The organism is Spiroplasma endosymbiont of Melanargia galathea (assembly GCF_964031075.1).
GTDB classification, from domain to species: domain Bacteria; phylum Bacillota_I; class Bacilli_A; order Mycoplasmatales; family Mycoplasmataceae; genus Spiroplasma_A; species Spiroplasma_A apis.
The window spans coordinates 561,058-582,309 of the sequence record NZ_OZ035000.1 but is presented as its reverse complement, the minus strand read 5'-3'; the positions used below and the strand labels follow the sequence as shown (position 1 = coordinate 582,309).

General features: G+C 24.7%; 17 protein-coding genes. 3 read left to right on the top strand and 14 right to left on the bottom strand.

The window, feature by feature from the left end; genetic code table 4:
- Nucleotides 1–15: 15 nt before the first annotated feature.
- The 4 genes from AAHM92_RS02555 to AAHM92_RS02540 all read right to left on the bottom strand — a co-directional run bounded on the left by AAHM92_RS02555 (nt 16) and on the right by AAHM92_RS02540 (nt 5,218).
- Complete coding sequence (locus AAHM92_RS02555; protein WP_500223095.1) at nt 16–1,287, bottom strand: hypothetical protein; 1,272 nt, start codon at nt 1,285–1,287, stop codon at nt 16–18.
- A 642-nt stretch (nt 1,288–1,929) separates the two neighbouring features.
- Nucleotides 1,930–2,850, bottom strand: coding sequence for a hypothetical protein (locus tag AAHM92_RS02550; RefSeq protein WP_500223093.1), 921 nt, complete (start codon nt 2,848–2,850; stop codon nt 1,930–1,932).
- Nucleotides 2,828–3,685 (bottom strand): hypothetical protein, encoded by an 858-nt coding sequence (locus AAHM92_RS02545; RefSeq protein ID WP_500223091.1) that lies wholly within the window; start codon nt 3,683–3,685, stop codon nt 2,828–2,830. Before AAHM92_RS02545 ends, AAHM92_RS02550 begins: the two co-directional genes overlap by 23 nt.
- A 375-nt stretch (nt 3,686–4,060) precedes the next feature.
- Nucleotides 4,061–5,218: a hypothetical protein gene (locus tag AAHM92_RS02540; protein WP_500223089.1), complete on the bottom strand. Its 1,158-nt coding sequence runs from the start codon at nt 5,216–5,218 to the stop codon at nt 4,061–4,063.
- Nucleotides 5,219–5,957: 739 nt separating this feature from the next.
- Here AAHM92_RS02540 and AAHM92_RS02535 point away from each other — a divergent pair.
- A complete protein-coding gene (locus AAHM92_RS02535) occupies nt 5,958–6,188 on the top strand; it encodes a hypothetical protein (protein ID WP_500223087.1) in 231 nt (76 codons plus the stop codon).
- Nucleotides 6,189–7,190: 1,002 nt separating this feature from the next.
- Here AAHM92_RS02535 and AAHM92_RS02530 read toward each other — a convergent pair.
- The 6 genes from AAHM92_RS02530 to AAHM92_RS02505 form a co-directional block, all read right to left on the bottom strand.
- Nucleotides 7,191–8,102: a lipoprotein gene (locus AAHM92_RS02530; protein ID WP_500223086.1), complete on the bottom strand. Its 912-nt coding sequence runs from the start codon at nt 8,100–8,102 to the stop codon at nt 7,191–7,193.
- A 195-nt stretch (nt 8,103–8,297) separates the two neighbouring features.
- Complete coding sequence (locus AAHM92_RS02525; protein ID WP_500223085.1) at nt 8,298–10,163, bottom strand: hypothetical protein; 1,866 nt, start codon at nt 10,161–10,163, stop codon at nt 8,298–8,300.
- A gap of 163 nt (nt 10,164–10,326) precedes the next feature.
- Complete coding sequence (locus tag AAHM92_RS02520; RefSeq protein ID WP_023789386.1) at nt 10,327–10,836, bottom strand: lipoprotein; 510 nt, start codon at nt 10,834–10,836, stop codon at nt 10,327–10,329.
- 347 nt (nt 10,837–11,183) lie between these two features.
- Nucleotides 11,184–12,596, bottom strand: coding sequence for a glycoside hydrolase family 1 protein (locus AAHM92_RS02515; protein ID WP_500223084.1), 1,413 nt, complete (start codon nt 12,594–12,596; stop codon nt 11,184–11,186).
- Nucleotides 12,586–12,993, bottom strand: a complete 408-nt coding sequence (locus AAHM92_RS02510) for a hypothetical protein (RefSeq protein WP_500223082.1) — start codon at nt 12,991–12,993, stop codon at nt 12,586–12,588. The genes AAHM92_RS02515 and AAHM92_RS02510 overlap by 11 nt, the downstream gene beginning before the upstream one ends.
- Before the next feature lie 36 nt (nt 12,994–13,029).
- On the bottom strand, nt 13,030–13,569 hold the full coding sequence (locus AAHM92_RS02505; RefSeq protein ID WP_500223080.1) for a hypothetical protein: 540 nt from the start codon (nt 13,567–13,569) through the stop codon (nt 13,030–13,032).
- A gap of 719 nt (nt 13,570–14,288) precedes the next feature.
- Between AAHM92_RS02505 and AAHM92_RS02500 the strand changes: the two genes are divergently transcribed.
- On the top strand, nt 14,289–14,669 hold the full coding sequence (locus tag AAHM92_RS02500; RefSeq protein ID WP_500223078.1) for a hypothetical protein: 381 nt from the start codon (nt 14,289–14,291) through the stop codon (nt 14,667–14,669).
- A 19-nt stretch (nt 14,670–14,688) separates the two neighbouring features.
- On the opposite strand, the gene AAHM92_RS02495 is transcribed toward AAHM92_RS02500, so the two are convergent.
- The 3 genes from AAHM92_RS02495 to AAHM92_RS02485 are packed head-to-tail and all read right to left on the bottom strand — an operon-like array spanning nt 14,689 to nt 18,645.
- On the bottom strand, nt 14,689–15,936 hold the full coding sequence (locus tag AAHM92_RS02495) for a hypothetical protein (RefSeq protein WP_023789379.1): 1,248 nt from the start codon (nt 15,934–15,936) through the stop codon (nt 14,689–14,691).
- An 11-nt stretch (nt 15,937–15,947) separates the two neighbouring features.
- A complete protein-coding gene (locus AAHM92_RS02490; RefSeq protein ID WP_500223076.1) occupies nt 15,948–17,885 on the bottom strand; it encodes an ABC transporter ATP-binding protein in 1,938 nt (645 codons plus the stop codon).
- A gap of 28 nt (nt 17,886–17,913) precedes the next feature.
- Nucleotides 17,914–18,645: a hypothetical protein gene (locus AAHM92_RS02485; protein ID WP_023789375.1), complete on the bottom strand. Its 732-nt coding sequence runs from the start codon at nt 18,643–18,645 to the stop codon at nt 17,914–17,916.
- 70 nt (nt 18,646–18,715) lie between these two features.
- On the opposite strand from AAHM92_RS02485, the gene AAHM92_RS02480 reads away from it, so the two are divergent.
- The gene (locus AAHM92_RS02480) at nt 18,716–19,408 is read left to right on the top strand and encodes a hypothetical protein (RefSeq protein WP_500223074.1); all 693 of its coding nucleotides are present in this window, start codon (nt 18,716–18,718) and stop codon (nt 19,406–19,408) included.
- 16 nt (nt 19,409–19,424) lie between these two features.
- Here the strand turns inward: AAHM92_RS02480 and AAHM92_RS02475 are convergent, their stop codons facing one another.
- Entirely contained in the window at nt 19,425–21,239 is a 1,815-nt protein-coding gene (locus AAHM92_RS02475) for a M3 family metallopeptidase (RefSeq protein ID WP_500223072.1), read from the bottom strand.
- Nucleotides 21,240–21,252 lie beyond the last annotated feature (13 nt).

The following is a 21,252-nucleotide window of genomic DNA, read 5'->3' as shown; positions in this document are numbered from 1 at the left end:
AACCGCCTTTATTTTTTAACGCTTTTTAGAAAGTCTTTTTAATTGTCTTTTTAAATCTTTTTTCTTATTTTGAATGTTTCTTTTTATGTCTAACTTTTTCTTTTTTTCCCTTATTTTATTTTCTTGTTTTATTTTCTTTCTTTGTATTTTTCTATTATCTTTCTCTTTTTTTATTCTAATTTTTTCTTGTTTTATAGCATTTTGATTCTTTTTAACTTCTTTAGGTTCATCAACAACTATTTCTTGATAAACAAACTTTTTATTTTTCTTATCAAAAATATTAAATGGTTCTTTATCTTGATCAAGTAAGTCATCGTCATTTATTACTAGTTTTTTAAATAGTAAAGCTTCTTTGTCTGAATCATGGTGCAATTTGAAGTTAAATAAATTCATGAGCTCCTTAGTATAAATTGCATTCTCACAATATGAGTCAAAAACTAGTTGTTTTATTTCTAAAGCATCATTAGATGATTTTATTGTATATATTCATTGAATATCTCTAAAATAGCACTCATATAACATTTCGCAAAAATCTTCTCTTATTTTTGGTTCACTTCTCATAAGAGGAATTGAATCAATGAACTCTTCAAAAGCTTTATTCTGAAAAAAGAATTCTGCTTGATCTCCGTAGTTTAAAACATCACCATCATCCATATTAAAAACGATTTGTCCTAACTTTTTAATAAATTGTTCATCATTTCTAAATGTTGATTTTAAGACTTCTAGATATTGCTTATGTAATAAAATATCTGTTTTTTCAATCGGCATTTTTGAATACTCAAAATATTTTTCTCTCAATAAACCAACTGCGTTCATACCTGTAACTGTTAATAAATCCTTTTTACTTGAGTTGTATTTAGTAAATTTGTCGTAATGATTCCCTATTCCGATAGTTTTATCAACTGCAAATTCTGCTGGTTTTAGTGAAACTATAGGGAATATATAGGGATATGTACATTTGATTGAATAAAATCAAAGTTTTGATTTGATAAGTTTCAAATAACTTGATTTCATAATCACATTTAACTTCATAAGTTCTTCGTCTGTAAACTCAATAAGAGCATCTAATTGAAGATCCATGTCTGGTATTTTTTTCAGAAATTTTGGATAATACTTTTCGAAACTAAGTGTACTTTCTAATCACTTACCGTTAAACATTTCATTAATTAATTTTAAATCTTCTACATTATAAAATTCACCATCTATAAGTTTTTGATCATCATCAAAAACAAAAGTTTGTTTTCCCGGCATAATAAAATTATTAACAATTATTTTTCTTACGTACATAAAAAGACCCCTTTTACTATATTTGTATTATTATATCAAAAATGAGTCTTTATTTGAAGGGATATTTCCTAAGGTCAATCTAAACAGGAATGTATTAGTATTATTGGATATAAATTAGAATATATATAGTTAAGTAAAAGGTGTTCTTTGTATGCTAATTATTGAATGATGCATACAAATATACGATCATGGTTATTTACTATAAATATTATGGGTAAATACAGGACAATATCTTATGAAAGTGAAAGCCTTTTAGTACTTGAGTTAATATATATTTCAAGATTCAAATAACATCAAATATGAAGCACTTTTTATGATTATTCTTATTTAGCCTATAAATTAATTTTTAATTTCTTAGAGATTTATTAAATTTGCTCACATAGTAAACTTTACTTTTAATAAAACTGTATATTTATACAATTTTGAATCTATTTGGTAAATAAATTTAAGTTATTCAATAAATATTATTTAATAAAATTAAATGCCGTACTAAATACAATTCTCTTATATATAGATTATATTAGAATTTTCTTATTCTAACTAAATACATAGAGAATTATAATCATAAAAAAACATATTCTATACTTGACAGAATATGTTTGTGACAAATTATTAATACATACTTTAAATAAAGTTAATCTCCTATTGCTTTTTTTTATTTTTTTTATGCTTTTTAACAATAACTAATGTAATTATAGTTATAAAAATTATTACTCCAGGGACTATTGTAAAAACCAATAACAATGTTGTTATTGTTCAAGAAGATAACCCATTACTTTGTGAGTTTGTGTTTGGTGGTTTAGGTTTAATTGGTGGGTCTGGTTTAATTGGTGGATCTGGTTTAATTGGTGGATCTGGTGGTATAGGTTCAGGTTGAGGATAACCTTCTGGAGCAATTGTATCTAAACCTAAAATAGTTTTTTTAAAAAGATTTCTATTATTAAAAGAAGTTTCTAATTTCTTTTTAAAATTTTGTTTTTGTATAACTTCATATTGTTTAGTTTGACCAAGGAAATAGTCCAATGAGTGCCCCATTTCATGACTTATTGAATTAATGACAACTGGTGTGGAAATAATATTATTATAATACTGTGCGTTATATTTTTCACTTTTATATCTAGTGAAAGAATCTTTTGAATACAATTGATATGTTCCAATACTAGAATCATTAGATGTGTATATGAATGTATAGGCGGTTGAAGCAGCTCCTTCAAAAAGCGGTCTAGATGACGTATATATATTTGTATATATAAAATATGCAAAATAATTTTCATTTTCATACTTTGTTATATATCAAGCTAAATTATATACTTTAAGAAGTAAGCTTTTAAATTGTTCCACTTTTTTAAGATACCAATTATTAACATATCCTAACGCATAAACGCTTTTTTCAAAATCTATATTAGAGTATTTATATTTTTCTATATATGTTAAATTTTTATAAAAGATTGAAAGATCTTCAAATGTTTTAAATTTTGAATTATCAAGAATATTGTGAAAATTTCTGATTGATTCTGGAGATGCTTTTGTATAAATATCATTATTTAGTTTTCCTGAGTTCATCTATATTAAAACTTTCTTGATTAAAACTTTTTAAAATTTGTTTGATGTTTACACTATTATATTTTTTAAAAGAGTATGCAAAAGAGTATTGATGCAAATTATTATTTAATGTATATGTTCAAGCGTTTAAAGAATAATCAAGAATGTTTGGTACAAATCCATATCAATAAGCATTGGAATTAAAATTTCTCATTCCAAAATTAGCATCTTCATAATAAAGATCTTCATAAGTTAGATCGGTTTGCGGTTTTTCTAAAGTTGTACGATATATTAAACTTTTGCTCTCCTCTTTTTTAAAATCTTCATCGATTATATTCTTTATGTAATCAAAATCTTTTAAAGCTCCATGAGTGTTTGCTTTTAGTAGTTTATAAATATTTAAGAAAAAATAATTTAAAACCTCTCATGATTTATTTTTTATATTATCGTTGAATGTTTGTCATTTTGAATTAGACTCTGCAAAAAATTCAGTATAATCTGTTGTTGAATATAGTGATAACAATAAAGCACTCGAGACTATGCTTGAGTAAAATATGTTTTGTCTACTAGTTAATGTTTTTTTATCTTCAAAAGATTTTGTGTTTAAAAAACTATCTTTTAATTCTGTTATATATTTATTTTGCAATATATCTGAATGTACAAAAATAAAATATTGAATAGCAAGTCCGCCTCATCCAAATGAATCGACCTTTTCATCTTTCCTTTTATTATATAAACGATTATCGTATGAATTATATTGCTTTTCATTTGTGATATTTGATCCTAATATAAAAAATTGCAATGTGGTTAAGGTAGTCATTATAAATACTAATAAAATTTGTAAAGTTTTTCTCATTTGATTCATTCCTCATTCATTCCTATTTAAAATTTATACAAATTATATTAAATACTTATATGTGCATCACCTAATAATTTTTATTACCATATTATAAAAGAATAATATTTTTTTACGGTTTCAAATTTACAAAAATTGATAAATAGGACTCAATTAAAATAATAAATTTTATAATTATATTAATAACTATCTTACAAAATTATTTATTTTTTTTGATTACTATATCTATTTGATATATTTTAGAATCATTGAAACTTATTAAGAAGTTCGATTTATAATAATTTATATTTAAAAGATTAGAGTGAACACAGCTCATTGGTTAATATTATCTTTAAAATATAAATTATTTTGTAATTAAACTTAAATATTTACACTTTAAATAAATAATACATTATCAATTTCTATATATGCTGCGGCCTTTGCTCAATAAGCATTTCACGCTGTTGCATATGAACTAACTTCTACTCAACAATTTATTGATAAAGTAAAGTCATCGGTCCAGCTTATACTAATGTAACCAAAACATTTCATTCAGTTTGTATTTGAATAAATTCTATCAAAAACTGTAGTATCATTTGTACCTCTAACTCCTATTTTTTTTGTTGTAAATTCGATGTTATCGGTAGTACCACTAAAGTGATCGTTATTATGTCATCTCTCACTATCCTGATTGTTTCAAGAATAACCTTTTCAATTGATACCTATATAATCAAATGAGCCTGCTAATGCATCTTTTCCTAGTGCAATGTTAAAATCTAAGCTTGCAGATTTTGTCATTGATTGTTCACTATTATATGCTTCCACTTGTGCTTTTTGAGTTCTAAAACTATTATTTTCATTTTGTTCACTAACAAATTTGCTATCAAAATCAACTAAAACAGATCCATCATAAGTTTTTGAACTTATCATTTCTTCTTTGTAGCTAATTGAGTCAATATTTAAATCATTAACAACTAAATCATTATTTAATTTAACATCATTTGTTAATACAAGTTTCTCACTTGGATTTTTTATTGTACCAATGTGGGTATTTTTTAAAATATCTTTTAATTTAGCTTTTTCCTCTGTGTTTGTTTCTGGTTTTGTTTTAGAACAACCTTCTTCTCCATTTGTTCTACAAAAGTTTACATTTAAAAGTAATGAATTATCAAAATTTAAGCTTTCAATCATAGGAACAAATGCTATTGTGGTTTCTACTTTTTGGTTCGACTGAGTGGGTAGTGAATTTGGTAATCCTATAACTTCTCAATCTCTAGTATTTCTTACAAAACTATTGAAGAACTCTTTCATACCCTTTATTTCTCTATTTTTATTATAGGCATTTAATGAGACTTCTTTAGTTAAATCTTGAGTATTAAATGAGCCATCTTTATTATATTTATCTACTATAAAGTCAGATGTATCATTATAAATTTCACCAAGATCTATACGTTCATTAATATTAGATATATTATTAATGACATTTGCGCTATATGTAGTTGCTAATGGTTGGCTAATTAATGTCATTGAGTTTAATAAACCCATTATAAACATTCATATTCCTCCATTCGTAGTTTTCATACATGTTGATTATAGCTTATAGTAATATATTTTAATGAATTATAAAAATTTAATAATTTTTCCATAATACTTATTATCGGTTTTCTATTCAAGTGGCTATGATTATTAAAATGAGTTGTTTTAACTCTGATAAAATTATAAAAAAAGTTGTTTTTTTATAAATAAAGTTAATTTAAGTTATTATCTTTTTATTATTAATAGCACATTATTAATTTTTATCAAAAATAATTATTGATTTATTGCTTTTATAATGCTTAAATTGTGTGTTTTTTATTGAGTATGTTGATGAACGGCTTTAATAGTTTTCATCTTTCTTCAGTAATTAATTTCCTTTTAAAGTGTTAGTTAAATCAATTATGTAATCCATATCAATGCTAAATTTTATAACCTTAGTTCTAAATGATTATTCATGCTTTCGCTAATCTTAGATTTTCTTTTAAATTAGTGTGAATGTAACATAAATATCACATACTTCTATTTATACATGTTAATTTATATAATTCTGAGTTTCCTTAAAGTAACAGCTATTATCAAATCAAAATTGATAAATTTTATAAAGAGCAAATTTAAAATGAAGTTATCAGTATAATTTAAAAATAACTGTAGATCTGCGTGACCTTTAATTGAAGAAATTTATTTAATTGAATAACAGAAATTACTTTTATATCCCCCCCCCATTTAATATTGACCATAGTTATTTTTATATGATAATATGAAATTGGAAGATGTAGTAATGAGAAAAGCAGCATATATAATTTCAATTATTAGTACAGTGTTATCTGGTGTAGTGTTAATACCGTTATTGTGATGTATTCCAATGACATTAGCTACTAAAAAAGCGATGGATGATAATCAAGAACATATAACATTAGGTATTTGCCATATATTCTTTATGCCACTTGGTTTGATCTCTGGGATTTTATTATTAATTCCAGAAAAATAATATAGTACGAAATAAATGAAAAATAAAAACTTCTTTTTATGTAAAAAGAATGTAAAACTTATTAAGTATACAATGTGTTTTAAAAGAATACTTCTATAAAGTTAGAAGTATTTTTTTATGTTAGTTAAAAGATAAGCAAAAGTTAGTTAGTTACTATGTTTAAACATTATATATATGTAAAAGTAAAAATTAACATATTTATAAAAAACTCTTTAAAAACTATGAAAATAATTTTTTTTCAGATTAGATTATTATTTCCTTTTATCAGCGAAAAATAGTGTCCACACATTAAATTGTTAATTTGATTTCCTTGTACTGATAATGACATTTTATAATTGATATTTTTACTATACCATTTTGTAAATATATAGTCATACTCTATTTCTTTATCAAGATAAATAGCTGTTTTTTCAATAGTTTTCTATACAATTAAGTATCCTTTTTTCTAAATGCATTATGAGACACATTAAATCTAGTTTTAGAGTCCTTGATCACTTCTGAGTAAAAAAATGATGTAATATCCATGAGAGAAATAATTTAAATTAAAAGAACAATAAAAATAATTAAATATCATGGACAATATTAACACAAGCACATAAGTTCTCTGGGAATCTAAAACACATACATATACACAATTTAAAGAATATAGAGATTTGGATTATAATGCTTTTGTTCATAAAAATAATGGAGAAATAGGTAAAAATAAAATAAATAATGAGGTATATATAACAGTAAAGATATGTTTAACCTGAAATAAACAAAAAAAGAGAATTACATCCTCTTTTAGATAAGCGTTGTTTTAAACACCTTTTTTCAATAAAATCAACTTTCGGCAAGTACGTCTACTTATCTCATTTTCATATTAACAAATGTTTTATGAAACTTATGTTTTTTTCTTTATAAATAGGTCTCAATGTATTAAATAAACATCAAACAAAATTTGTAATGAGTCTAAAACTTTTATAAATCTCTTTAAGTTAACTATTTAATAAAAGAATTATGCTAATTATTATTTTCACACCTATAATGAGTTAGATTTATAGTACCCTTATACCAAGTTGTTAAATTAACTATGGCTTTCAAACCATATTTAAAATTGTTTTGTATTTTTTGACGTAAAACTTCTACATCTTTTCCTAATAATAATTTATTATCTGGATTAGCTTTGTTTCATGCAACAATAATTTGTTCTTCAGTTGCTTGTTCACTAGAATTTCAAGTACATTTGATAGAAGTATTTAGATCGCCCAAATAAATTCTATTCACAGTAATTTCAGTATTCTTAGTTACTCCTCTATATTTAAGTGACATTGTCGCTTTAATATTATTTTTTTCTTTTTCTACATCCTTAGCTATATAATCATTAACTTCGTAATTAACTATGTATCTTGATTTATATTTATCGATAACATTATTTTCTTCCAACTTTTCAATAGAAGCTACTGTAATCATTTTTTTATCTCTTTCATCTTCTATAGTTGCTTCTAATTTAGCTGTATCAATACTGTTTTCTATATCAACATAAATTTTATCACTTTGACCAACTTTAAGGTTTTCTCTTGATGATGATGGCCAAAGTATTGGTTCTTCAAGTTCATAATTATAGTTAAATGTAACTGAACCAGTGATTCTTGCAGAGCTTTCTAATGCCTCTAATGTAGCTTTAGATTTTGTTGGAGTTCCTACAAACTTAACATCATAAACGGTAAATAAATTGTCTCCTGTTTTTTTCACATATCATTTAACAATTGTTTCTAGTGTTGGGATGTCTTCAACACCTTTTATTTCACCTAAATCCTTTATAGCTAAAGAATTTAAATCTCTTTTTGAGATTCCTGAGCTACATGATACAACACTAACACTTAATGGTGCTACTAAAAAAATAGAACCTAAAATACTAATTAACTTTTTCATATTAATACCTCAACTTATTATGGAATTATTTTAATATGAACGGGATGAAAATTTTTTTCAAAAATAGTTGCATTAATTTATGTCGATCTTTGTATATTATTTAAAAAATCTAAGTAGAAGTCATATGTCCTTTGACAAAAAGTCGAAGTTTTAAAATCATTCATATATTATTTTTATAAGATAAATAAGCATATTCTAACTATTAAATAAAGGTTTTCCTTTGTGGTTATATATGAAAAAAAAAAAAAAACTATTTTCATCATTGGAAGCTTGACTAATACTTCAAGCTTTACCAATTCAATTTAGTCCAGACATTAAATTTGAACCAAAACTTCTAGCTTTATTATTGTCTAAACCCTTAAATCCCATACCTTTATATATATTGATACTATTATCTCTTATTATATTTTGATTTTTTACGTTAATATTATTCATTGATTTATCTATTTGTTGTTGTGAAGTGTTTTTATTAGTAAATGTATCTTTTATATCGTCTTTAATTTTACTTATATTTTCAATTGGATTCATAACGATTTCAGCCAATTTTTGGAACTTGGTTACAGCATTCAATATTTTTTGATTAACTCCACCCTTGTTGTAAAATTTGTTTACATTTATAAATAAAGAGTAAATATCTTTGAAACTAGCATCTTGTAAAACTTCCAATCCACTTTGCGAATCATTGCTAAAAATATTTGACACCATTTTATCTTGTTGATTGATTATATCAGCCAATATATGAACACAATATCTTTCTAATGGTAAATCATATTGAGTACTTGATTGATTAACTTTATCTAAAAACAAGAATTTATCAAAAACTACTAACAATTTATGGAAATTTTTAAACTCAGGATCTTTTATGAGTTCCAAATCGACCGCAACCTTTTTTAACTTATTTACATTAGAGTCCTCTAATAATATTTCTAACCCCTTTTTCCCTTCTTTGCTTCATTTAATTTTATTTCCTAAGTAATTTAAATATTCAATTGGGTTATATGAATTAGGTCCCTTTCCGTTTGATCATGGTGATGTCAACTCAAGTGAAGTTGAAGTCATAGATGAAAAAGTCATAGCATAACTATATGCAATAACTGGATTGATATCAACAGAATCAATCTGCTCAAATGAAAGTTTTGTGTTATCTATTTCTTCGCTTGATTCAAAATATTTTGGTCCAATTAAATAACCATTGTTCAAATCCAAATCACTTACTTGTGCTCAATAAGATTTCATATCAGCATTAACTACTTCTTTTATATATTCTCTTGAAATTTTTTGGTCTAACGGCTTCATACTATTCAAAAATTCTGAATAATTATACTCCGAAAAGTTTTTTCCTTGATATTCATATCCTTTAACTATGTTTTTTCTTAATCAACTTTTTATTTCTTGTTCTGTTTGACATATACCACTTTGTAAATAACAAGTTGACTTACCACCATTTTTTTCAAGTTCTTTTATTTTAATATCTTCATAATATTTTCTTGCATCTGATTCATTGTTGAATTCGATACCATCTGCGAATACAGAAGATTCGTAATTCATATAACTTTCTAATGCTTTATCTTTTGTAAGATATGCACTTTTATCATATCCCTTATAGACTTTTGTTTTGTATTCATTTTTTGAAGTTATAACATCAGAAGACAACTCGCCAGAACTATTAATAGTAAAATCTCGAGGATTTCTCATTGTGTACTCTTCTGTTATTTTAAATTTTTGTTTGATGTAATCATTCATACTATTTTTTGTATTGAATAACTTATTATTATATTTATATGTATTTGTATCATACTTGAATGATAATTTATTAGAATTTTCATATGCATATTTATAAATATCGTCTTTATTTTTAAAGTTTTTTCCTAAAAAATCGTAACTCTTGTGTTTTTCTTCTTTTTTAGATGTTAATAGGATGCACCCCACAGTTATTGGTGTTATGACTAATATGGAGGTTAAAATTGGAATATAGATCATTTTACTTTTAAATTTTCTTCTAATATTTTTTTTAAATAGTTTGTCAACTAGTTCTGTTAAAGCACTTTTCTTTTCTTTCATATATTCACCTAAGAAATAATCATATTAATTAAAATATTTGATTTTTATTTCATTAGTTTTCCTTTCTGGAATCAATCTTTATTTAACAATCTTATCTTTTGTTAATTAAAAATTTATTCCATTGAATTAAACAATTTTTGTTGAGATTATATTTATGGTTTTTTTAGTTTTCTGTTGAAGCATCTGTATAGGTTCATACTTTGATAGCTTTTAAATAATCCTTAGTTTTATTTGTTATCCCTGAGTCAGGTTTATTTTGTTGGATCACATATCAATCATCAAAAACACTTTTATTATATCTTGGGGTAGTTCAAACATTTTTTTCAGTTTTTGATTCAAATGACTCGATATTCAGTTGAAACAATTTATATGAACAATATGCTCTAATAAAACCTTCTTTGATTTGAATATTTTGAAAGTCTTCACTCTCATATAAAAAATCTAGTCAATTTCGCCTTTCCGAATTACTTCATGCTTCCCCTAATTCATAATTCAAAGCGGATTCCTCCAAAAATAACTTATCTAATGCTTGTCCTATTTCTTCGCGTGTTTTTGGTTGTTTTGGAAGAAAATACTTTTGATATTTTTTTGTTTCGCTTTTACATGATATTACTGAAGTTCCAGCCATAGTAATTAAACTCAAACTTGAAATTATATTTAAAAATTTCTTCATTATTCTTCTCCTTTAAATAAGTGTATACACTGTTTATGTGTTAGTTTTATAGTATTTATATTTTTAACATTAAATTAAATAAACAAAAAAGCAATATAATTGTGTATTATTTTAATTAATTAACACTTATCGACAAATTAAGAAATTAATAGTAATACATAAATATGAAAAAAAGATTTAACAATTATTTAGTATCAAAAAAACTTTTATAAAAAATGTTCAATATAAGTAATAAATAAGTTACATCATTTTTAAAAGTTGATCAAACATAAAAAGACGATATGTATCGTCTTTTTATTATCTCTTGTTTAAATCCATAAAAGATATGTACACATATTATTTAATTACTATTTTATTCCACCATTATTTTTTATTGTCTTCTGATATCAATAAAAGGAGTCCTTTTTATACCTCATCATTGTGCCATTTTCTTGATCATCTTTATCCACATAAACAAAACCATATCTTTTTTCCATTCCTTCATGAGTAGACACTAAATCAATGGCACTTCAAGGTTGATAACCAAACAAAGGGATGCCTTCATCTATGATTTCAGGTATTAATTTGATATGTTGCTCATAATAATCTATACGATACTGGTCGTGAACTTTTTTATCTTCTGTTAAACTATCTTTACCACCAATGCCATTCTCTGTTAGTAACAATGGTAATCTATATCGATCATACAACTCTCTACAGCATTGTTTAAAACCATCAGGATCGATTTCTCAACCAAATTGTGTTCTTTCCAAGTATTTGTTTTTAACAACTTTATACAAGCCTGGCATATCATATGGATTTTGTTGATCAAAACCTTCAAAATTTATTTTTATTTCATTGTTATCAGCAACAACAGTCATTGTGTCGTAGTAATTGAATGCAATAAAATCTGGTTTACCCTTTTTAATTATTACCATATCATTTTTCTCGATCTCGGGTTCGTATTTTTTTTCAACCAACCAGTTTCAAACTAATTTATTGTATTCACCGTAAACAACTATATCTAAATACATTCAATTTCTTAGAGCTGAAGTTCTGTATGCAGCGTCGATATTTTTTGGATTAGAATCAACTGCATAAACCGGAGCGATATTTGGTGCAGGTCCGATAAAAGATTTTTGGTAAGCAAATTTAGTATGTAATAAGTTTATTACATGCGCTTGTGCTACAAACATATTATGTGCTTCTTGAAATAAAACTTTAAACTTATCTTCGGCATCATTTATTTTTTTAGCTGACAATACATGACCATACAATACCATCATATTTAATTCATTAATTGTTAATCAATATTTAACACGATCACCAAACAATTCAAATAAAGTTTCTGCATACTTACAATAAGCATCTATCATAAGTTTTTTATTTGATCAGCCCCCTTGTTTTTCGAGTTCTAATGGAGTATCAAAATGATAAATAGTAACGATCGGTTCTATATTATATTTCAATAATTCATTTATTAAGTTATTATAAAAATCGACTCCTTTTTGATTGACTTTATCTTTACCCGTTGGAAAAATTCTTGTTCAAGAAATGGAAAACCTATAAGACTTTAGTCCTAGTTCTGACATCAATTTTATATCTTCTTTTCATTTATTGTAATGGTCTGAACAAATATTGAAACTACATACATTTTCTTTAGCTTCTATTACATCGTGAATATTTAATCCTTTACCATCCAAATTATAAGCACCTTCCACTTGATAAGCACTTGTTGATGCTCCTCATAAAAAGTTCTTTTTTCAATTTTTATTTAACATGATTCACCTTTACATCTTTTTTGATGTATTCTAATTTTTGATCTAGTATTTGAAATGAAATTTCAACACAATATATAGCATTATAAAATATATTCTTAAACTCTTCTTTTACTTGACCGATATCTTTAAGTTTTGTAATTGTGTCAGAATAGATTTTATTTTTCTTTGTTGTTAGTGCGTTTACAAAGTTTGAATTTTTCTTTTGTAAACTACTGATATTATTTCGTACATATTCTTTTTTTAAATCTAAATTGTAATGATCGTAAAAATCATTTAGCGTTTTAAATTTATCAAGGATTTTTTTGTTTTGTTTTTTATCATATAATGTTTTTAAATGATTTAATTTTTTAAATAATTGTTCTTTCTTTTTTTGTTCTCTTTCTTCTAAAAGTTTCAATTTTAATTCAAGTTTAGATATCTGTGAAAGATATTTTTAATAATTGTTGTAATCTTTTTTAAATTGTGAAATATCTTTTAACTCAACATCAAATCTCTCAATTAATTTTAAGTAATTTTCTTTTTTTTCTTTTTTTTCTTTGAATAAGATACTTTTATTTATTAAGTTAATTCCTTTTTTCATATGCTTTAGTTCATTTTTTCTTTCTTTATAGAAAAAGAAATTTATTAGCAAGCTACTACTAAATGATAATATTCAAATAACTATTATTTGTCCTTTTTTGAATGTAGTCTCATAACCAACAATTTCAAATACACCTCAACCAGAAGGATAATCAAGTTTGATTTTTAATAAACCAGATAGGACTCCAATAGGAAATGCAACAAGACAAGGAATAACAAATGGTTTCAATTTAGGAAGTGTTACTCCATAAATAATTGGTTCTGATATACCTAAGAAACTTCCAGCAGTAGATGCAATTGCTACTCTTTTAAAACTAAAGTTTTTTGTTCTAATTGTAATTGCAATTGCTGCACCAACTTGAGTAAATATTGCAATATTATATGCTAGGTACAATAAACTTGCATTACCTTGTTACAAGCTTAAATCAATTGGCGTACTAATTGCAATATGAGTTCCTGTTAAAATAAGAGGTTGTCAAAACATTGCATATAGTCCTACCCCTATTCCGAATGGTATTTTTTCAAATAAACTAAATATTTTAAATATACCAAACTCAACCAATCCATTCCCTAATGTCCTCGACGCAAAAACCTTATCAGAGCATTTTTCAATTTCTTTTATTTCGCAATCAACTGGTGCATATATTTTGAGTTCAATATTCTACTTCCTTTCAGATATCATTATCCACTATTTATATAAAATTTATGTTTTGCTATCACTTTATAAAAGTAGTTTCTCTATAAAAAAAGTAGTTTAGTTTTCGAACAAGTCTTAAAACTTTATAAAATCCTTTAATAATACATATCAAGTAATACTAAATGACTTTATTATCAACGAACTTATTATTTATAATGGAAAATTATTTTTTTTTATAGAATATTAAGGATAATTTTTGCAAGAAAGAAAGTGTTTACCTGAAAATTTGTTATACTCTCATTAATAGGAAGCTAAGAACTTTAAACAACTCATACATTTAAAAAATTAAGAGTATTATTCTATATTAGTTATTTATTTTTATTGAGAAATGCTATTTCTTTTTTAATTTAGTAAAAAAATTTATTATTGTTTGCTTTGTTGTAACATTATCAATATTATTATAGTGAGGTTAAAAAATGGAAAAAAAAGAAATTGGTTATATTATAAGAATATACGAATTCAGAAAGTTAAAAGAAAGATTTGGCAATAACTTATTAGTAGACTTTTCTGATTATTTTATTACTTCTAATTCAGTTGAAGAAGATGTTAATATTGCTAATGAGAAAATAAATAAAATACGAGACTATAATTTTTTGTTTCTTGACAAGTACACAAACATTAAGGCTTCGCAAGTCTTTGAGAATATAGAAAAACTATTGGTAGAAAAATATGGCAAAAAAAACTACCCTCTAAGAGTAGCTATTTCATTTATTCCTGAAGTTGAAAATTATTTAAATCAAAAACAAAACTACTGAATGATTTTTATTCAAGATAACTTAAAAATAAAAAGAAGTTAATAACTTCTTTTTATTTATTTTAATTATTTGTAAAGTAACTTATAAAAATTCAAGAACAAGTTCAATAAATGAACAATATCGAGAAGTTAGCAAAGTATAAATCAATTGGTAATGTTTTAAAAACAATCATGAAGTTTATTACTGCAGTTAGAATGAATATACTTAACGGTATAACGAACATATAGATAATACTTAACACATTATATTTTTTTTCTTCCAGCATTGAAATAAGTTGTGCAAAAGAATAAACAAGTAACATTGTAGAAAGAACAATGTAAAGTAATGACATCAAGAATTGAATCAAGTTTGACTTATATCATTCTTCACCAATTTGATATTTTGGAAAGAAGACTATATTGATAACAATATTTATAAAAATCAAAGCAATAAAAAAGTATAGAACTAACATATTCAATCAATAAATTGTCAAATTATATTTTTTTGCTGCTATTATGATTCATATATTATAAATAACCATGGTTGTTAAAAAGATTGATAATATAAATGAATAGAAGAAAACATTTCCTAAAGTAATGTTACTATAATATAATCCTAACCCTGTAAATGTAAACATAACAAGATTTAATATAATAGATAAATTTAATGCGCTATAAATTTTAGAAATATATAAACTTGATATTTTTCATTTATTTAAATTTGATTCCCCGTTTACTTCCAGTAAGTAATCAATTGTATTTCAACTATTTTTTGAGTAATAATCATTGACCATTTTGAAATCAAGAAAGGTTTCATTTTTTTTATTTATCTTTCTTTGTTTTTCTTTTTCAAAGTTATTTTTTATTTTTTCCTCGACTAAAGTACATGCATTTTCAAGACCAACTAATGATTCCTCAGCTAAAACTTTTGAAGTTATAACTTCTATTAGATCAACTAAATAATGAGGTCGATAGCTTAATGATTGAAATTCCTTTAGTAATTTTTTAGCTTGTGTTATGTCATCATCTTTAACAGTGCCTTTTAATTTACCTATAAAGTTTATACAAATCTCAAAATCATATAAAATATAATTTTTTAAATTTTTTTTATAACTCTTTATATTTACAAAACGAGAAAACAAAAGATTTTTTATTGCTGCATAAACAATTGAAAAGATAACCCCTAATATTATTAACTTAAAGGGGCTGAATATTTGATAAATTGTTGAGTCTAGATTAGGTTTTTGTAAACTTTCAATTCATGAACTGTATAAATAATACATGAATGTCATAATTGATATAAATACTATTTGGTATATTAATTTTTTCATACTTAACCTTTCTAATTATTTGAAATATCATTCAAGGTTTTGAATACTCCGGGAGTATTAGATAATTCGTTAAATGTTCCTTCTTGTACAATCCCCTTTTTGGGTTCTATTACAAAAATTTTATCAAAAGATTTTATTGTTGATAATCTATGAGCAATGGAAATTGTTGTTCTTCCAACCATAAGTTTTTCTAACTCCATTTGAATTTCTTTCTCTACTATATTATCTAACGCACTAGTAGCTTCATCGAGCACTAGGACTTGAGGATTTTTAACAAACATTCTTGCTATGACTAGTCTTTGCTTTTGTCCACCAGATAATTGTGAGCCTTTTTCAAATAAGACTGTATTATATTGTTCAGGTCAACTCATTATTAAATCATGTAGCTTTGCTTTTTTACATGCTTCAATAATTTCTTCATCGGTTGCTGAATACTTTACATATCTAACGTTTTCAAATATGTTCCCACTTAATATTTGTGGTTCTTGACCGACATATCCAACCTGATCTAATCAAGACTTCATTTCAAAACTCTTTAATGGTTGATCATAATTTAAGAGAATTTCTCCTTTTGTTGGATCATAGAATCTTAAAAGAAGTTTGGTAATCGTTGATTTACCACTTCCAGTTTTACCAACGAAGGCAAATTTTTTTCCTTGCTTTAAAGATAAACTAAGATTACTTATAATTTCTTCTTCTTTATTCGGATAAGAAAAACTTACATTTTTAAAAACAATGTCACCATCTAGTTTTTTAAATGTTTTCTTACCTTCCATTTTTATATTTGGTTTACTATTAATAACTGCTTTTATGTTGGTACATGCACTTTCACTAATATTTAATGTAGCTAGTACATCTTTCAATTGCAAAACAGGAAGAACAATAATAATAACACCAGTAGTAAATGAAGTTATAATACTTAGTAAACGTTGCATTTCGTTGTTGTATAAGACAACTCCAAAAATTAATGTCGCCATAGCAAAACAACCAACCCCACCAACTAATATAGCTGTTGACATTTCATTTAATCATAGATTGTTTTTAGTTTTTTTGGCATTTTGTTTATTTAGGTTTTCAAATCTTTCAATCTCACTATCTCAAGTCCCAGATGCTTTTATCAATTCCATCAAATTTATCTTTTCACTTACTTGACTATTGATATCTGATTTAAAACTTTCTAACTTAATAGAGTTTTTTTTGTTTATAAATATTATTAAAGATACGAGAACTATTATCGATAACAATAGACCATAAACTATTACTGAAAGCTTTCAATCGATAGTTGTCATTATAACAATTGAAAAGAAAATGGTTGTAAAGACTTGATAAATTACAACTGGTGCATTTTTTAATTGCATTCCGATTATTTGAGTGTCTTTGACAACAACTGAAATCAAATCACCGCTCTTATGTACATTAAAATAATCTAGATCATTTTTTAACAAGGCTTTAATTGAGCTGTTTCGTAATTTCATTTCCTCGTTAGCAGCAATCGCTCCACTAGTCATATAAGCAAAGTATGTAAACAAGACAACAAACACAATTGAACCAACCATACAATAACATAAATCCAACATATTCAGTTTTAGACCGAAAAGTTCCTTATACAAATCATTGCCATCATAATTGATATATTTAAAATAAAACTCATGAATTATTTTTTCTAATGTTTCATTATTAATTTTATTACTAAAAATAGGAATCAAATTTTTATCTAAACCTAATATATCGAATAGTTTCTCTAGATTTGGTGTGTTGTTAAAAAGATCAACAATATTTTTAGAAATCAGAATAGCTGTAATTCATTCAACTAATTTAACATTTATAACTAATAAAAACACAACAAATGAAGAAAAGATTATCGTCAATAATGCAAATATTTTATTATTTCATCATGTTCGTAACAGTAGTTTAAAAAACTCATTTTTTTTAGTTTTAGTTAGATTCATAGTTATCTCCTGAATTACGTCTAATAATTTATTCCAAGTTATCAGTTACTAATACTTTATTGATATTTAAATTGTCATTGATATCACACATAGCCTCAATTTTTACAAATAATTCTAAAACAACTCAAAACTTATTTGCGTCATCTTCAAAGTAATTTTCTATTTGTTTTGAATTTTCGTATTTATCTTCATAGATATTTAAAATAAATTGAGTTCCCATCCCTCACTCTTCCATATGTTTCATATTGAACATATCTCTTAATATGTTTCTTTGTTCATTAGTCAGTAAAATTCGCTTCTCACTTACTATCTTTGCAATTAAAGTCGCATAATCTAAAATATTATCTTTTAAAATAACTTTAATTTCTTTTAGCGAAAGTACATCCTTGCCAAAGTTAACATTATTATAAGACTTTTTAATTAGATAATCAATTAATAAAAAAACTTCCTTAATTGAATAAAGTAGTCTTTGCAAATCCAATCGATTATAGTCATAATTTTCACGATCCCATTTATTGAATAAAACAATTGTCTTTTCAGTAAAATCTAAAAACTCATCTTTATATTCTTGAAACTCATCGAAATATTCCATATTTATAATTCTAGTTTTCAAATTTAGAAAACCTTCAATCAATAATTTATTCCTTTCTAAATAATCTTCAAATAAATCTAATGAAGCATAAATACTTGCATAAATCGGGGTAAAAAAAACCATAATTTTATTTATATTTTCCTTAGAAAAATCATATTTTCCTAACATTTTTTCACCTTCTTTAACTATTTAAATATGTTATATAATACAAATGTATTTTAATAGAAAGTTGATAAGAATGATAGAATATTTTAAAACAAATAAAATAACTAATAATGATATAGAACACTTGAAAAATATCAATCCTTTCTGAGCAAAAGATTTATCAAAAACAATAAAAAAATTGCAATTATGATTATTAAAGTTTAACAAAAAACAAGAGGATTTCCCCCTAAATAACGAAAAAGGTATCAATGGTTACATTGTGTTATTCCAACAAATCAATAATTACAGGAATTTTATAAATCAAAAGTATGATTATTTAAAAACTAATGCGAGAGTTTTAAAAAAATTTCATAAATTGTTATTCGATTATTGTAATATTTTGGGAATAGCAAAAGCTATAGAGATTATTGCGCAATTTTTTGAAGATTTCTTAACCAAGGATATTGTCAATAAAAGAAACCATTTGGTTTCTTTGTCAAATAGTTTTATTGAAAAAAACTTGAATATCTATAAAAAAGAGCTTGATAAACAATTACCAAATGATAAATATATTGAAATGTGTTTTGAAGGCATTGTGATAACTGAAGTCGCTATATATAATGTCCAAAATTTAATAAGCAATATGATGAAATATATGAAATTATTGAGAAAAAAACAAAAAATATCTGAGAGTATATTTTTAGAAAATAGCATCAACTCTATTGAAACAGGTGTTTACTTAATGACTATTTCAAATATTCTTTCAAGGTTCTCAGAAAATTTATAATTAAAAAATCAGTTTTTTAAACTGATTTTTTTTGTTTTTCTAGAAGTAACTCTAATTCTTCTATCAAGTTTTTTAAATAACTTATCAATGGTACATAAGCTCTTTCTTCATTTGGATCAAAACCATATTTTTTAAATAAATCTATTGTTTTCATTGAACCACCATCTTTAAGATAATTTAATATATTTGTGTAGTCATTTGTTTTTTTAAAATCTTCGTATAATTTAAAAGATACTGCAATCGATACGGCATATTTATATATATAAAACGGTTGCTCAAAAATATGAGAAATTGATGTTCATCCATATTCAATAACTTCATCGTTATATTTATCAAAAATAGATTCACCAAGAACCTCTTTAGATGATTGTTTTAATAATGATATTATTTTTTCAAGTGTTAGAGTATCCCCTTTTTCGACTGTTTTAAAGCAATTGTACTCAAATAATGATTCACTAACAGCTGAATAAAAATTAGAAATTATAAATTCTATTCTATTCTGTATTAAAACAATTTTGGTTTGAATATCAGTACTTTCTTTTATTAGATAATCAAATAAAATATGTTCATTAAGTGTTGAAGAAACCTCAGCAATCAAGTTACCGAATGTATTAAGAGGTTCCTTTTGATACTTTTCTGAAAAACTATTATGAACTGCATGTCCGATTTCATGAGCTAAAGTGGAAATAGATTCGTAATCATCTGTATAATTTAACGAAACAAGTGAACCATATCCATTACTATAAACAGTAAAAGCACCCGATGATTTATTATCATCTTCGAAAAAATCAATTTTGTTATCAGCGATGCATAAATCTAACATTTCAGAGTACTCTGAACCTAAAGAAGACAATGCTTTTTTTAAGATAGATATCCCTTGTTCAACTAATATTTGTTTTTTCTCTATATTCGCTAGTGCAAGACAAGAATCTGTTGAATAAAATTTGTTATCAAATTGAAAGTATCTCTTTATTAGTTTATAAAAATCATTATATGGCTGATTATTATTAGAAACAAGCTTAATCAGGCTTAAATAATTGTCTAAGGAAAAATTATCATCTTCAAAATAGTTCTCTGTAAAAGATTTCATACCAACAAGTTGTGTACTTTCTACTTCTTCTTTTACAATAGAGTCATAAAGTTTAGCTAATGTAAACTTTTTGTTTTTTTGATTCTTTTTATAAGCAAGACTTAATTCAATTCGAAGTTGTTGATCTTCTTTTGGTTTAGAATAGGTTAACACATCACTTAAAGTGTATTGATCTAGCTTATATTCTTTTCCTTTATAAGTCAAAGTTTCAATTTTGTTATCTTTAAATCTTAATGTTTCGTATAATTCATAAATCATTGAGCTTGAGTTAGAAACTTGAGCTATTAATTTTCTTTCGCCTTCTGGTAATAAGTACTTCAAATTTTTAAAAAAATCTTGGTAATGTAGCTCATATGACATTAAATCTTGATCACTCTTGATTCATTTTAAAAAAGTTTCTTCTCCTATTTCCTTTATTTGCTCTGTGATTCATGTAAACTGACCATCGAATTCTTGCAATTTTAAGTAGTATAGAGATTCATTTTCGAGAGCGAGCGCGTTATTTTGTTCAACAAGTAAGATTTTTAAATAATGATTTATTTTGTTTCCTAAGTCAGAAACTTTTTTTGATTCTAAAAAAAACTCCTTGAATGTGTCAAAATCATTTAAACGACCTTTATATTTTTGAAGCTCACGATAGTTTTTTAAATAAATTTCTAAATCACTTTCAAAAGTTTTTTTATCTTTGTACAAGCTACCTATATTTCACTTATATTTTTCTGAAGCACTGTTACGATTCATACACTTCCTCATT